The following is a 13,812-nucleotide window of genomic DNA, read 5'->3' as shown; positions in this document are numbered from 1 at the left end:
CAGGCATTTCCTATTCCGTGAACGACACCCCGATGGAGCCCAGCGGTCCAAAGTCCGCATGGATGGTGTCACCGGCCGTGACAGCCGTGGGCCGAGTGAAGGAGCCCGCCAGGAGGATGTGCCCGGCCTCCAGCGCGATGCCATGGCCCGCGAGCTTGTTGGCCAGCCAGACGATGCCCAGGGCGGGATGGCCCATGACGGCAGCCGAGACACCTGACTCCTCAATCACGCCGTTCTTGGACAGGGTGGCGGCCACCCAGCGCAGATCGATGTCCATGGGGCGCACGATGCGCCCTCCCGTGACCATGGCGGCGGCTGCGGCGTTGTCCGCGATGGTGTCGCAGATGCTGCGCGGCACCTCGGTGCGGTAGTCGATGATCTCAAGCGCAGGCGTCACATAGGCCGTGGCGTCCAGCACGTCATAGACCGTCACCGGCCTGCCGCCCGGCCGGGTGCCGCCCAAGGACTTGCCCAGGACAAAGGCAAGCTCCACCTCCAGGCGGGGCCGGTGGAATTGCGAAGCGCATATCCGGGCGCCATCCGCATGGACCATGTGATCCAGCAGCACGCCGTAGTCCGGCTCATTCATGCCGGAAGCCATCTGCATGGCGCGCGAGGTCAGGCCGATCTTGTGGCCCACGATGCGCGCGCCAGCCTTGACCTTGGCCTGCGCCCACAGTTGCTGCACGGCGTAGGCATCGGCTATCTCCATGGCCGGCCAGGTCCGGCTGACCTGGGCGATGGGCTGGCGGCTCTGTTCTGCCTGCAGCAGCGCATGGGCCGCGTCCTGGCGTTCGGTGGCATCGATCATTTCCGGGCTTTCCTCAGTGAGTGTCTGTGCAGCGCTCCAGCACGGTGAGCGTCGGGCGCTCCCCGCCGGCCTTGCCGGTGATCGGGGGCTTGGGCAGCCGAGCCTCCCCTGGCTCGATCACGAAATGGTGGTCCAGCGTGTACCAGGCGCCATGCACGTCGTCGGCCGGAGGGGACTCGCCCGAGTGAAGAACGTACTGTCCGATCAGCGCCCGCGTCACGCCGAACTGCACATCAGTCTCCAGGTGCGGATCGTCACTGGAATACACCTGGGCAAACTGCGTCTTGAAGCCGGGCTTGTAGACCATGAAGTGGATGTGGGCCGGGCGCATGTTGTGCCGGCCCTGCGCGCGCAGCAGGGCGCCCACCGGGCCGCTCAAGGGGATGGGATAGCCCACGGGCTTGATGGTGCGAAAGGTGATGCACCCTGCGGCATCGGTCCTGAACTTGCCGCGCAGGTTCATGTCGGCCTGCTCCGGGTCCTGGTTCTCATAGAAGCCCTCGGACGACGCATGCCATACATCGACTTCGGCATCCGGCACGGGCCGCCCCTGCCGGTCGCGCACCCAGGCGTTCACGAACACGGGCATGCCCGGCGTGGGAGAGCGGACGATGGAGCCGCCGTTTTCCGTGGGCGGAGAATCCATGCGCCAGAACGGCCCCATCAGGTTGGCCGTGGTTTCCGTCTGGCCGTTGTCCCCGTTGTTGAGCAGGCAGACCAGGGCGGAGACGCCCAGCGAGCCGGCAATGAGCACCACCTCGTTGTGCGAGGCCGTGGTCAGTTGCCCCAGCCGGGCGATGAGGGCGCAGGCCTGGTGGAACTCCGCCTCCGACAGGCGGGCGTCCCGTATGAAGCCGTGCAGATGGGTGACTGCGGCGGTCATGATCTCCTTGAAGCGGGGATCGCTTGACTGCTGCAATTGCTCCAGCACGGCGGCCGTCACGTCGCTCTGCTTTTCGATGATCATGGCAACTTTCTCCATTTTCTAGTCCAGCCTGACGCCAGACGATTTCACGAGTTCGGCATATGCGGCCCTGCCCTGCCTGAGCGAGGCCGCCAGGGCGTCCGGGCTTGCGCCCAGCGGTCTCATGCCGTTGGGCGCAAGCACCGTGGCCGCAATCTCCTGCCGGACGATGACAGCGGCGGCTGCATTGATTTTGCGCACCACGGCTGGCGGCGTGCCCGCAGGCGCCATGAGGATGAAATTGACTTGCGGGTCGAGCCGCGCAAAGCCTGCTTCGGCCAGGGTGGGCACATCCGGCAGCAAGGGGCTGCGCGATGGACCCGTGACGGCCAGCGGCCTCATGGCACCGCTTTTCAAATACTGAAGCGCCGGCCCGCCAATGCCGCCCAGCACCAGTTGGACCTGGTTGGCCAGAACATCACGGATGGCGTCGGGATAGCCCTTGTAGGGTACGTGCACCAACTCGATGGCAGCCATCCGGGAAAACGCATCCATGGCCAGGTGGACGATGTTCCCCGTGCCGAACGAGCCATAGTTCAGCGTGCCCGGCCTGGCCCTGGCAAGGGCCACCAGTTCAGCGATGCTGGCAGCGGGCACCTGCCTCGCGCTGGACAGCACCATCTGCAACTGCGCAAGATCCGCGACCGGCGCGAAGTCCTCCAGCGAATAGGGCAGCTTGCGGAACAGATGCGGGTTGAGCGTGAAGACGCCGTCATCGCACAGCAGCAGGGTGTAGCCATCGGCGGCGGCCTTGGCCACGAGGCTGGCCGCGATGATCTGGTTGCCCCCGGGCCGGTTGTCGACCAGCACCGGCTGCTTCCACCGGGCGCTCAACTGCTGGGCCACGCTGCGTGCGAGAACGTCGGAGATGCTCCCTGCGGAGTAGGCCAGGACCAGGGTGACAGGCCTGTCCGGAAAGGCCTGCGCCGCGCCGCACAGCGGCACCAGCGCGCAGGCCCAGACACCGATGATCCGCGCGATCCGCGCGATCCGCGCGATCCGCGTGACGAGTGAATGCATGGCCTGTCTCCTACTGAATGCGTCGTGGCTGCGATGGCAGGGGTTGTGCAAACCATTCTCGAGTGCCCTCCCCATACTGTCCAATACCGAATCAGCGATCGGCCATACCATTCAGGTATCTCCAAAAAAAGGAATGGCCATGGATCTGCGGCATATGCGTTACTTCCTCGCCCTGGCACAGGAGCAAAGCGTCAGCCGTGCGGCCGAGCGACTGCACATGGCGCAGCCGCCCCTGTCGCGGCAGATGCGCCAGATGGAGGAGGACCTCGGTGTGGAACTGTTCGTGCGCACATCCCGGGGCATAGAGCTGACCGAGGCTGCGCACTCCCTTTTGCGCGATGTTCCGAACATCCTGGAACTGGCCCGGCTGGCCCGCGAACGTGCGCTGCGGGCAGGAAAGGGGCTGCTGGGTGATCTGGACATCGGCATCTTCGGCTCGGGGGTGCTGAACGTCATCCCTCGCCTGATCGGGAGCTTTCACACGCAACGGCCCGAGGTCCGCATCCGGCTTCACAACCTGACCAAGGGCGAGCAGATCCAGGCCTTGCGGGAACACCGGATCCAGGTGGGCTTTCACCGGCTGCCCCCGGCCGAGCCCGACCTGGCCGTGCGCCTGGTGCTGCGCGAGCCCATGTACGTGGGCATGCATGAAAGCCATCCGCTCAGCACACGCGCCGGGATTTCCATTCGCGACCTGGAGCGCCAACCCATGATCCTGTACCCGAACACGCCGCTGGCTGGACTGGCGCAGGAGGTGGTGGCAGCGTTTCGCCGCGAAAAAGTGCAGATCGAGGTCATGCAGGAGGTGGAGGACGTCACCACTTGCATCGCCCTGGTCAGCGCAGGCCTGGGGCTGTGCATCACGCCCGAATCGGGAACCATGCTGAGATTGCCGGGCGTCGTCTTCCGCCCGCTGCGCTCCCGCTTTCTCAAGGACATCGAGTTGAGCTGCGTCCACCGCCGGGACGATACCTCTGCCCTCCTGGCGGCGTTCATGGAGGTCGTCAGAGACTACCCGGGCAGCGCCTGAACTGCCACAAAAGCTTCAAACCTTCGTCACCTCCCTGTCACGCGCAGCGGGTGCAATGTAAACGTTTTCAAGAAATCGTTTACATCCATGAGCATCACCGAGGTTGCACGCCGCGCGGGCCTGTCCGTCGCCACTGTTTCGCGGGTTTTCAATTCGCCGGAGGTGGTCAATGCGCAAACGCGCAGCACGGTGCTGCGCGTGGCGCAGGAAGTGGGCTATGTGGCCAATGCCAGCGCCCGCACGCTGCGCACGCGCAGCAGCAAGGTGCTGGGCGTGGTGCTGCCCACGCTCACCAATCCGGTGTTTGCCGAGTGCCTGCAGGGCATTGCCTCGCAGGCGGCGCTGCGCGGCTATGCGATTTCGCCCTGTACCACCGAATACGACCACGCCGGTGAAGACGCGGCCACCACGCGGCTGCTGGCCAGCGGGGTGGATGCGCTGGTGCTGGTGGTCTCCAACCCTGGCGATTCGGCGGCGCTGGCGCGTGTGCGCCAGGCCGGCAAGCCCTATGTGCTGGCCTATCACCACACCCATGAGCATGCCTGCGTGGGCGTGGACAACACGGGCGCCGTCAGGGAACTGGTGCTGCGCCTGGCTGCGGCAGGCCACAGCCGCATCGGCATGGTCACGGGCCAGTTGCGCGCGTCCGACCGCGCCCAGCAGCGCTGCCGTGGCTATGCGCTGGGCATGCAGGCCGCAGGCCTGTCGCCGCTGCCGGTCTGGGAGGTGCCCTTTGCCGCCACGGCCGTGCAGATGCTGCAGCAGCACCTGAGCGAGCAGGCCCCGCCCACGGCCATTGTCTGCAGCAACGATCTGCTGGCGATACGCACCATCCGCGCGGCATCGCTGGCCGGGTTCCGCGTGCCTGCGGACCTCAGCGTGGTCGGCTTTGACGGGATTGCCATGGCGGGCGATCTCACGCCTTCGCTGGCCTCGATTTCCCAACCCAACCACGAGATCGGCTCGGCCTGCGTGCGCTTGCTGTGCGATGCGCTGGCGGGCAAGAAAACCCTGGCCGCGCAAGACAGCCTGTGCCTGCCGCATGGCTGGCGCAGCGGCGAGTCCTGCCGGCTCTGAAACCAGCAACAGCGGCCCGCGCAAGCCAAGGCCGCGCCCTTCCCTTCCCCACGCTTCCCAACCTCTTCGAGTACGCACCATGAAACTGACTGCCCTCCCCTTCAAGCTCTCCTTCAAGCCCTCCTTCAAGCGCCTGGCCCTGCTGGCCGCCACCACCGCCGTCTGCGGCACGGCCCTGGCCCAAAGCGCCATCTGCTACAACTGCCCGCCCGAATGGGCCGACTGGGGCACGCAGATCAAGGCCATCAAGGCCGATACCGGCATCACCGTGCCGCCCGACAACAAGAACTCCGGCCAGTCGCTGGCCCAGCTGGTGGCCGAGAAGGCCAGCCCCGTGGCCGATGTGACCTACCTGGGCGTGACCTTCGCCATCCAGGCGCAGAAAGACGGCGTGGTCGCCGCCTACAAGCCCGCCAACTGGGACCAGATTCCCGCCGGCCTCAAGGACCCCAAGGGCGAGTGGGTGACCATCCACTCGGGCACGCTGGGCTTCATGGTCAACAAGGCGGCGTTGGGCGGCAAGCCCGTGCCGCAGTCCTGGGCAGACCTGCTCAAGCCCGAATACAAGGGCCTGGTCGGCTACCTGGACCCGGCCTCGGCCTTCGTGGGCTATGTGGGCGCCGTGGCCGTGAACCAGGCCATGGGCGGCACGCTGGACAACTTCCAGCCCGCCATCGACTACTTCAAGAAGCTGCAGAAGAACGAGCCCATCGTGCCCAAGCAGACCTCGTATGCACGCCTGCTGTCGGGCGAGATCGGCATCCTGCTGGACTACGACTTCAACGCCTACCGCGCCCGCTACAAGGACAAGGCCGACGTGGACTTCGTGATCCCCAAGGAAGGCACCGTGGTCATGCCCTATGTGATGAGCCTGGTGAACAAGGCGCCGCACACGGACAACGGCAAGAAGGTGCTGGACTATGTGCTGTCCGACAAGGGCCAGTCCATCTGGGCCAACGCCTACCTGCGCCCCGTGCGCGACGTGGCCCTGCCCAAGGAGGTGGCCGGCCATTTCCTGCCCGCCAGCGAGTACGCACGCGCCACCTCGGTGGACTACCAGAAGATGGCCGATGTGCAAAAGGGCTTCTCCACGCGCTACCTGCGTGAAGTGCGTTGAGCCGGGCGGACTGCATCGTGGGCATTCCCTCCCAAGCGCCAGGCGACTGGCGCGCCCGCGCGCTGCTGCTGGCCTGCAGCGCGCCGGCCGTGGCCTTCTTCGCCGCGTTCTGGCTGCTGCCGGCCGGCCTGCTGCTGGCGCTGCCGGCGCGTGAAGGCTGGCGCACCTACTTCGCCACGCTGACCGACGCGCTGTACCTGCAAAGCCTGCTGCAGACGCTGGCCCTGTCGCTGGCCGTGACCCTGGCCACGCTGCTGATCGGCGCGGTGATGGGCATTGCGCTGGCGCGCCACCGCTTCACGGGGCGCGGCCTGCTGCTGTCGCTGCTGACGCTACCGCTGTCGTTTCCGGGCGTGATCATCGGCTTTTTCATCATCCTGCTGGGCGGGCGCCAGGGCGCGCTGGCCGATCTGTCGGTGGCCCTGGGCGGCGAGCGGATCACCTTCGCCTACGGGCTGCTGGGCCTGTTCCTGGGCTACCTGTATTTCTCGCTGCCGCGCGCCATTGCCTCCTACACGGCAGCGGCCGAGGCGCTGGACCCGCACCTGGAAGAGGCCGCGCGCTCGCTGGGCGGCAATGGCTGGCGCGTGGCGCGCGATGTGTGGTGGCCGCAGCTGCTGCCCACCACGCTGGCCTGCGGCGCCATCGTGTTCGCCACGTCGGTCGGCGCCTTCGGCACGGCCTTCACGCTGTCGAGCAAGTTCGAGGTGCTGCCCATCACCATCTACAACGAGTTCACCAACTACGCCAACTTCGCCCTGGCCGCCAGCCTGTCGATCAGCCTGGGGCTGATCACCTGGCTGGTGCTGTGGCTGTCGCGGCGCTGGGCGGGCCCGGCCGCCACAGGAGTCTGAACATGCGGACCACACAAAAAAATAACCCCCACGCTGCCCTTGCAGCGCAAGGTCCGCTGCCCCCCGAAGGGGCCGCTTTTTGCCTTGGGGCGGCCCGGCGGCCAAAAATGCCGCCGCTGATGTGGCTGGTGACGGCCACAGTCACCGTGTTCATGCTGGCGCCCATGCTGCTGTCGGTGCTAGCCGGGCTGGTGCAGAACTACGGCCAGGGCCTGGCCAGTGGCTTGACCACGCGCTGGCTGGCCGAGGTCTGGGCCGGCTACGGCAATACCGTGCTGATGTCGCTGCTGCTGGCCTGCGCCTGCGTGGCCATGACCTTGGTGCTGGGCGTGCCCTGCGCCTATGCGCTGGCGCGCAGCCGCTCGCCCTGGGCCCGGCATTTCGAGGAGCTGCTGACCCTGCCCGTGGCCATTCCGGGCCTGGCCAGCGCCCTGGCCCTGCTGCTGGCCTATGGCAGCGTGGCCGCCTTCCGCCAGAGCTTTGCCTTCATCCTGGTGGGCCATGTGGTGTTCACCCTGCCCTTCATGGTGCGCATGGTGGGCTCGGCGCTGCGCCGCCAGGAGCTGGTGGCGCTGGAGGAGGCTGCGCGCAGCCTGGGCGCCTCGTTCACGCAGCGCTTCCTGGGCGTGCTGGTGCCTGCCGTGCTGCCCGCCATCGTGGCCGCCTGCCTGATGGTGTTCACCCTGTCCATGGGCGAGTTCAACCTGACCTGGATGCTGCACACGCCGCTGACGCGCACCCTGCCCGTGGGCCTGGCCGACAGCTATGCGTCCATGCGCATCGAGGTGGGCTCGGCCTACACCCTCATCTTCCTCATCGTCATCCTGCCCGTGATGTGGCTGCTGCAGGCGCTGGGGCATTTCATCGAGAAGCATTATGGAAAGTAACAGCGTCGCCATCGACATCCGGCAGTGTGCCAAGACCTATGCCGACGGCACCCGCGGCCTGCAGGCCACCGACCTGCGCGTGGAGCCCGGCGAGGTGCTGGCCCTGCTGGGCCCCTCGGGCTGCGGCAAGACCACGCTGCTGCGCATCATCGCGGGGCTGGAGACGCCGGATGCGGGCAGCCGCATCGCCTTCGGCGACACCGACGTCACCCGCGTGCCCATAGAAAAGCGCCAGGTGGGCATGGTGTTCCAGCACTACGCGCTATTCCCGCAGATGAGCGTGCAGGCCAACATAGCCTACGGCCTGCGCATACGCGGCGTATCCGAGCAGGAGCAGCGCCGCGTGGTGGGCGAACTGGTGGATCTGGTGCGCCTGAACGGCCTGGAGCACAAGCGCCCGGCCGAACTGTCCGGCGGCCAGCGCCAGCGCGTGGCCCTGGCCCGCGCCGTGGCATCGCGCCCGCGCGTGCTGCTGCTGGACGAGCCGCTGACCGCACTGGACGCCAAGCTCAAGGAAACCCTGCGCGACGAGCTGGCCCAGCTGCTGCGCCAGCTGCGCATCACCGCCGTCCACGTCACGCACGACCAGCAGGAGGCCATGGCCATTGCCGACCGCATGGCCGTCATGCAGGCAGGCCGCATCCTGCAGGTGGGCGACGGTGAGAGCCTGTACCGCCGACCGGCCCATCCCTTTGTCGCCACCTTCCTGGGACGCGTGAACCAGGTCGAACGCAGCGAAGACGATGCGCGCAGCAACCGGCTGGCGCTGGCCGGCATGGAGCTGGCCTGCCCGGCCGAATGCACGGGCGCGGCCCGGCTGCTGCTGCGCCCTGAAGACATCGAGGTCTGCGCCGCCGGCACGCCGGGCGGCGTGCCGGCATCGGTGGCGCGCCGCGTCTTCCTGGGCGACCGCCTGCAGCTCACGCTGGAGCTGGCGGGCCACACGCCGCTGATGGCCGACGTGGCCCGCGACCACGCCGCGCAATCGGGCGACCGCGTGGCCTTGCGCATCGCCCCCCACCAATGGATGCCCAACCATGCCCACGCCTGAAACCCTGCGCCCCTCAATGACCACCTTCCTGGCCCAGCTCACCGACCTGCACATCCGCGAACCCGGCCGCCTGACCTACCGCCGCATCGATACCGCCCAATATCTGGAGCGCACGGTGCAAAGCGTGCTGGCCCTGCCGCAGCAGCCGCACGCCGTCGTGATCACGGGCGACCTGACCGACTTCGGCCGGCCCGCCGAATACGCCCACCTGCGCCGCCTGCTGGCGCCGCTGGGCACGCTTCCCATCTACCTGCTGCCCGGCAACCACGATGACCGCGACGCGCTGCGCACCGCCTTTCCCGAGCACACCTGGCTGCGCAGCGAAGGCTTCATCCAGTACGCGGTGGACATCGGCGATCTGCGGCTGATCGCGCTGGACACCGTGGTGCCCGGCCACAGCGAGGGCGCCTTGTGCGAGGAACGCCTGCAATGGCTGGAGCTGCAGCTGGCCGCCAGCGAGGGCCGCCCGGTGGTCATCGCCATGCACCACCCGCCCTTCGAGACCCTGATAGGCCACATGGACAAGATCGGCCTGCTGCAGGGTGCCCAGGCACTCGAAGACCTGGTGCGCCGCCACCCCAACGTGCAGCGCGTCATCTGCGGCCACCTGCACCGCAGCATCCAGGTCGGCTTCGGCGGCACGGTGGCCATGACCTCGCCCGCGCCCGCCCACCAGGTCTGCCTGGACCTGGCGCCCGATGCGGCATCGGCCTGGACGCTGGAGCCGCCCGGCTTCATGCTGCACGCCCTGCCGCACGGCGGCCGGCTGGTCAGCCATGCCGTGGCGAGCGGGCAATTCGACGGGCCGCACCCGTTCTGGGGTGCGGACGGGCGGTTGATCGACTGAGCACGAGGATGCACAAACCCCGCCCCGGCGAAAGCCGGGGAGAATATCCGCCATGGATACAGCCAACATCAAGGGCCGCCTGGACTTCCTGCGCGAGGCCGAAAAACTCAAGAGCGTGCTGCGCAGCGCCCACACCTCCACAGGCCGCACCGAAAGCACGGCAGAGCACAGCTGGCGCCTGTGCCTGATGGCCATCGCCTTCGAGGACCAATTCGCACAGCTGGACATGCTCAAGCTGCTCAAACTGTGCGTGATCCACGACCTGGGCGAGGCCATCCACGGCGACATCCCCGCCGTGGAAAAGAACCAGCACCCCGACAAGAGCGCGCAGGAAAAGGCCGACCTGCTGCACCTGACCCGCTCGCTGCAACCCGAGCACCGCGACGCCATCATGGCCCTGTGGCAGGAGTACGAAGACGCCGCCACCCCCGAGGCCCGCGCCGTCAAGGCCCTGGACAAGCTGGAGACCATCCTGCAGCACAACCAGGGGATCAACCCGCAGGATTTCGACTACGGCTTCAACCTGGGCTACGGCAGGAAGTACACGGGCGCCGATCCTCTGTTCGCCCAGGTACGCAGCCTGCTCGACGAGGACACGCGCCAGAAAATGGGCGCCGCCGCGCAGGACGCCAGCGCGACCTAGCTGCGCCGGCGCGCCCTGGCCGCGTCAGCGGCCCGCGCCGACCCGCTGGCGCCGCCCCAGCCCCATCCATCCGATGGCTGCGGCCAGCAGGCTCAGGGCTACAAGGGCTGTGTGCTGCAGCGTCGGCACGGGGGTCATCTGGCCACCGCCGGGGAAAGCTGCCACCGTATTGATGGACGCGGAAGCCATGCACGGCACCGTTCCCACGACCTGCCCTGCCTGCATGCACTGCACCGACGGGTCCCCGGCATTCACGGTGGCCACATTGGTAATGGTTGCGGGCGCCGGGTTGGCCACGCTGGCCATCACGGTGAAAACCAGCGAGTCTCCTGCCGCGAACACGGGCACCGTGACCGCCAGCGATCCGGAGCCTGACGCCACGGGACATGGCGTGCCGGCGCCGGGCGTACAGATCCAGGTGGCGCGCTCCAGTCCGGCAGGCAGGCTGTCGGCAATCTGCGCCTGGGTGGCGGCCACGGTCCCCGTATTCCTGACGGTGATGGTGTAGCGCACCTCCTGCCCCGCCTGCACCTGGCCTGCGGGCGAGATGCTATGGGTCAACGACAGGGCAGGATGCACGGCCTCCCTGTGCCAGGACATGACGTTCTGGTTTTGCACGGGCGCCCCGGTCCACGCAACTGACACGCCGTTGCCGGGTATCTCATAGGTTCCCAAACAGGTGTCGCTCTCACCCGAATAACTGACCTGCAGGGATGTTTCCGAGAACAAGGAAGCGCACATCGCGTTGTTCATGGCACCCACCTGTTCTGTGGCCATTTCAAACCGGCTGAGCATATCCACATCATTGGGAGATCCACCCGGGCCCATTTCATTGATGGAGCGGTGCGGATTGTTTCCCGTCAGCCAGCGTTGAAGGTGGATTCTGTTTTTCACGATATTGGACCCACTATCCGTGGAAACCCTGAATATGAATGCGCGCACATCCGGATCGGAACTGCTGTAGGTGTTCAATCCGTCCGAGAAACTATAGGAAGTCACCAGCGCCCTTATTTCGCTCTCGTCCAGGTCGGGCTGCAAGGGTGCGGCCGTTTCAAACCAGCCGGCCAGGCGGGCGGTCCTCGGAAAATCCTGGCATGAGCCGTGAGACCCCAGGGGACAAGCCGTGCGATCCTGGAAATCCGAGTAGGAGGTTCTCATCTCCCCGTAGTAACGCGTCGCTTGGGCGCTGGCGGGGGGGCAGGCCGAGAGTGCTGCGCCGGCCATCAAGGCAGCCATGAGGGCGTGATTTTTCATAGAACTCCCAGTGATAGATAGATTTACGCTATCAAGGTATCACCGGTATTGAACTTTAAAAATCACCAATCCCCTACAGCTGCCATCCAATGACAAATATTTGCAATCCCGCCATCGGAAATTGAACTCCAGGTTGTCGTCCTGCCTACTTTTCAACGGAGAACGCGGATGAATGCCGAACTGCATAACACCCCATCTACCCCCAATATCTTTTTTGATTGGAATGCACAATACCCAATTTGAATCGAATCTATTGCGACAAACGTTTCAAACAGTAAATGACAGTGATGAATGGCGGTAGATGCGAACCTGGAACGCCGAGGACGGCACCCTCACCGGTCCACAGGCAGCGCCAGCGTCTCCTTGACCTCTTCCATCACCACATAGCTGTGCGACTCGGCCGGCACGGGCAGTTTCTTGAGGATGTCGCCCAGCAGGCGGCGGTACTCGCGCATGCCGCCCAGGCGGGCCTTGACCAGGTAGTCGAAGCTGCCCGAGACCAGGAAGCACTCCAGCACGTCGGGCACGTGCAGCAGTTCCTGGCGCACCTTGTCAAAGACCTCGCCCGACTTGGACGAGAGCTTGATCTCCACGAACACCAGCAGCGTCTTGCCCAGCGCCTCGGGCGAGAGGTGGGCGTGGTAGCCCGTGATCACGCCATCGCGCTCCAGGCGGCGCACGCGCTCCGAGCAGGGCGTGGCCGAGAGGCTGACCTGCTCGGCCAGTTCGGTCATGGAGATGCGGCCGTCCCGCTGCAGGATGTCGAGGATCTTGCGATCGGTGCGGTCGAGCACGCGGTTTTCACTTTTGGCGGCCATGGCGGCGATTCCCGGGGCTTATCAATCACTGGAGAGTAGCAATATTTCAGTGGTTTCCACTGCCTCATCGTCAATAGACTTTGATTTCATCTTGTTGACCTGGCGGTGAATCGTATGAAAGTCCTTGTTCTTGGCGGCGGTGTCATCGGCGTGACCAGTGCGTACTACCTGGCGCGGGCCGGTGCCGAGGTCACGGTGCTGGACCGGCAGGATGCGCCCGCGTCCGAAACCAGCTTTGCCAACGCAGGCCAGGTCTCGCCCGGCTACTCCACGCCCTGGGCGGCGCCCGGCATTCCGCTCAAGGCCCTGAAGTGGATGCTGCAGGAACACGCGCCGCTGGCCGTGCGCCTGGACGGCAGCCTGTTCCAGCTGCGCTGGATGGCGCAGATGCTGCGCAACTGCTCGGCCCAGCGCTACGCCGTCAACAAGGAACGCATGATGCGCGTGGCCGAGTACAGCCGCAGCTGCCTGCAGCAGTTGCGCGCCGACACCGGCATCGCCTACGAGCAGCGCACCGGCGGCACCTTGCAACTGTTCCGCACCCAGGCCCAACTGGACGCCGTGGAGCGCGACGTGGCCGTGCTGCGCGAATGCGCCGTGCCCTTCGAGCTGCTGGACCGCGACCAGCTGGCCCAGGTGGAGCCCGCCCTGGCCCAGGCGCGCGACCGGCTGACGGGCGGCCTGCGCCTGCCCAAGGACGAGACCGGCGACTGCCACCGCTTCACCAATGAATTGGCCCGCATCGCCACCGGCCTGGGCGTGGAGTTGCGCTTCAACCAGAACGTGGATGGCCTGGTGGTCGAAGGCGGCCGCATTGCCGGCGTGCGCGTCAATGGCGAGCTGCTGACCGCCGACCGCTATGTGATGGCCTTCGGCAGCTACTCGCGCCAGGCGCTGGAGCCGCTGGGGCTGGACCTGCCCGTCTACCCCGTCAAGGGCTATTCGCTCACCGTGCCGCTGGGCAACCCGGCGCTGGCGCCGCAGTCCACCGTGCTGGACGAGACCTACAAGATTGCCGTCACCCGCTTTGACGACCGCATCCGCGTGGGCGGCATGGCCGAGCTGGGCGGGTTCGACCTGCGCCTGGACCCGCGCCGCCGCGCCACGCTGGAGCTGGTAGTCAACGACCTGTTCCCGGGCGGCGACGTGGCGCGCGCCAGCTTCTGGACCGGGCTGCGGCCCATGACGCCGGACGGCACGCCCATCATCGGCGCCACGCGCTACTCCAACCTGTTCCTGAACACCGGCCACGGCACGCTGGGCTGGACCATGGCCTGCGGCTCGGGCCGCCTGATCGCCGACCTGATCACCGGCCGCAGCCCGGAAATCAGCACCGACGGCCTGGCCCTGGACCGCTACACGCACCGGCCGGCCCGGCACCTGGGGGGCAGCTCCTCGCCCGTGTCCGCCTGAACGCAAGACACCTTGAACACTTGAGG

14 protein-coding genes are annotated in these 13,812 nt (G+C 66.7%); 9 read left to right on the top strand and 5 right to left on the bottom strand.

Features of this window, described 5'->3' with window-relative positions; translation table 11 throughout:
- Positions 1 to 10: 10 nt before the first annotated feature.
- Genes hpaH through JHD82_RS16895 form a run of 3 tightly spaced genes read right to left on the bottom strand, consistent with a single transcriptional unit; the run spans position 11 to position 2,906 of the window.
- Complete coding sequence (gene hpaH, locus JHD82_RS16905; protein ID WP_012204968.1) at positions 11 to 811, bottom strand: 2-oxo-hept-4-ene-1,7-dioate hydratase; 801 nt, start codon at positions 809 to 811, stop codon at positions 11 to 13.
- Between the two features lie 13 nt (positions 812 to 824).
- Positions 825 to 1,778, bottom strand: coding sequence for a dioxygenase (locus tag JHD82_RS16900; protein ID WP_199137630.1), 954 nt, complete (start codon positions 1,776 to 1,778; stop codon positions 825 to 827).
- An 18-nt stretch (positions 1,779 to 1,796) separates the two neighbouring features.
- Positions 1,797 to 2,906 (bottom strand): tripartite tricarboxylate transporter substrate binding protein, encoded by a 1,110-nt coding sequence (locus JHD82_RS16895; RefSeq protein WP_233174770.1) that lies wholly within the window; start codon positions 2,904 to 2,906, stop codon positions 1,797 to 1,799.
- A gap of 28 nt (positions 2,907 to 2,934) precedes the next feature.
- Between JHD82_RS16895 and JHD82_RS16890 the strand changes: the two genes are divergently transcribed.
- The 8 genes from JHD82_RS16890 (at position 2,935) to JHD82_RS16855 (ending at position 10,301) form a co-directional block, all read left to right on the top strand.
- The gene (locus JHD82_RS16890; RefSeq protein ID WP_199137628.1) at positions 2,935 to 3,825 is read left to right on the top strand and encodes a LysR substrate-binding domain-containing protein; all 891 of its coding nucleotides are present in this window, start codon (positions 2,935 to 2,937) and stop codon (positions 3,823 to 3,825) included.
- Positions 3,826 to 3,912: 87 nt separating this feature from the next.
- Positions 3,913 to 4,902: a LacI family DNA-binding transcriptional regulator gene (locus JHD82_RS16885; protein WP_199137626.1), complete on the top strand. Its 990-nt coding sequence runs from the start codon at positions 3,913 to 3,915 to the stop codon at positions 4,900 to 4,902.
- 79 nt (positions 4,903 to 4,981) lie between these two features.
- Positions 4,982 to 6,019, top strand: coding sequence for an ABC transporter substrate-binding protein (locus JHD82_RS16880; RefSeq protein WP_012204963.1), 1,038 nt, complete (start codon positions 4,982 to 4,984; stop codon positions 6,017 to 6,019).
- Positions 6,016 to 6,873, top strand: coding sequence for an ABC transporter permease (locus tag JHD82_RS16875; RefSeq protein ID WP_046239739.1), 858 nt, complete (start codon positions 6,016 to 6,018; stop codon positions 6,871 to 6,873). The genes JHD82_RS16880 and JHD82_RS16875 overlap by 4 nt, the downstream gene beginning before the upstream one ends.
- 119 nt (positions 6,874 to 6,992) lie before the next feature.
- A complete protein-coding gene (locus JHD82_RS16870) occupies positions 6,993 to 7,760 on the top strand; it encodes an ABC transporter permease (protein ID WP_043783412.1) in 768 nt (255 codons plus the stop codon).
- The gene (locus JHD82_RS16865; protein WP_192367897.1) at positions 7,750 to 8,811 is read left to right on the top strand and encodes an ABC transporter ATP-binding protein; all 1,062 of its coding nucleotides are present in this window, start codon (positions 7,750 to 7,752) and stop codon (positions 8,809 to 8,811) included. The genes JHD82_RS16870 and JHD82_RS16865 overlap by 11 nt, the downstream gene beginning before the upstream one ends.
- Positions 8,798 to 9,658: a phosphodiesterase gene (locus tag JHD82_RS16860; RefSeq protein WP_199137624.1), complete on the top strand. Its 861-nt coding sequence runs from the start codon at positions 8,798 to 8,800 to the stop codon at positions 9,656 to 9,658. Before JHD82_RS16865 ends, JHD82_RS16860 begins: the two co-directional genes overlap by 14 nt.
- A gap of 52 nt (positions 9,659 to 9,710) precedes the next feature.
- Complete coding sequence (locus JHD82_RS16855; protein WP_065347195.1) at positions 9,711 to 10,301, top strand: HD family hydrolase; 591 nt, start codon at positions 9,711 to 9,713, stop codon at positions 10,299 to 10,301.
- 24 nt (positions 10,302 to 10,325) lie between these two features.
- Here JHD82_RS16855 and JHD82_RS16850 read toward each other — a convergent pair whose 3' ends face one another.
- Both JHD82_RS16850 and JHD82_RS16845 read right to left on the bottom strand, forming a co-directional pair.
- Positions 10,326 to 11,555 (bottom strand): DUF11 domain-containing protein, encoded by a 1,230-nt coding sequence (locus JHD82_RS16850; protein WP_199137622.1) that lies wholly within the window; start codon positions 11,553 to 11,555, stop codon positions 10,326 to 10,328.
- Between the two features lie 332 nt (positions 11,556 to 11,887).
- On the bottom strand, positions 11,888 to 12,373 hold the full coding sequence (locus JHD82_RS16845) for a winged helix-turn-helix transcriptional regulator (protein ID WP_012204957.1): 486 nt from the start codon (positions 12,371 to 12,373) through the stop codon (positions 11,888 to 11,890).
- A 114-nt stretch (positions 12,374 to 12,487) separates the two neighbouring features.
- Here JHD82_RS16845 and JHD82_RS16840 point away from each other — a divergent pair, with 114 nt between their 5' ends.
- Positions 12,488 to 13,786, top strand: coding sequence for a D-amino acid dehydrogenase (locus tag JHD82_RS16840; protein ID WP_199137620.1), 1,299 nt, complete (start codon positions 12,488 to 12,490; stop codon positions 13,784 to 13,786).
- Positions 13,787 to 13,812 lie beyond the last annotated feature (26 nt).

It is taken from the genome of Delftia sp. ASV31 (genome assembly GCF_016428765.1).
GTDB lineage: Bacteria > Pseudomonadota > Gammaproteobacteria > Burkholderiales > Burkholderiaceae_C > Comamonas > Comamonas acidovorans.
Note: the sequence above shows the minus strand (reverse complement) of the source record. Positions and strands in the feature narration are given on the sequence as shown.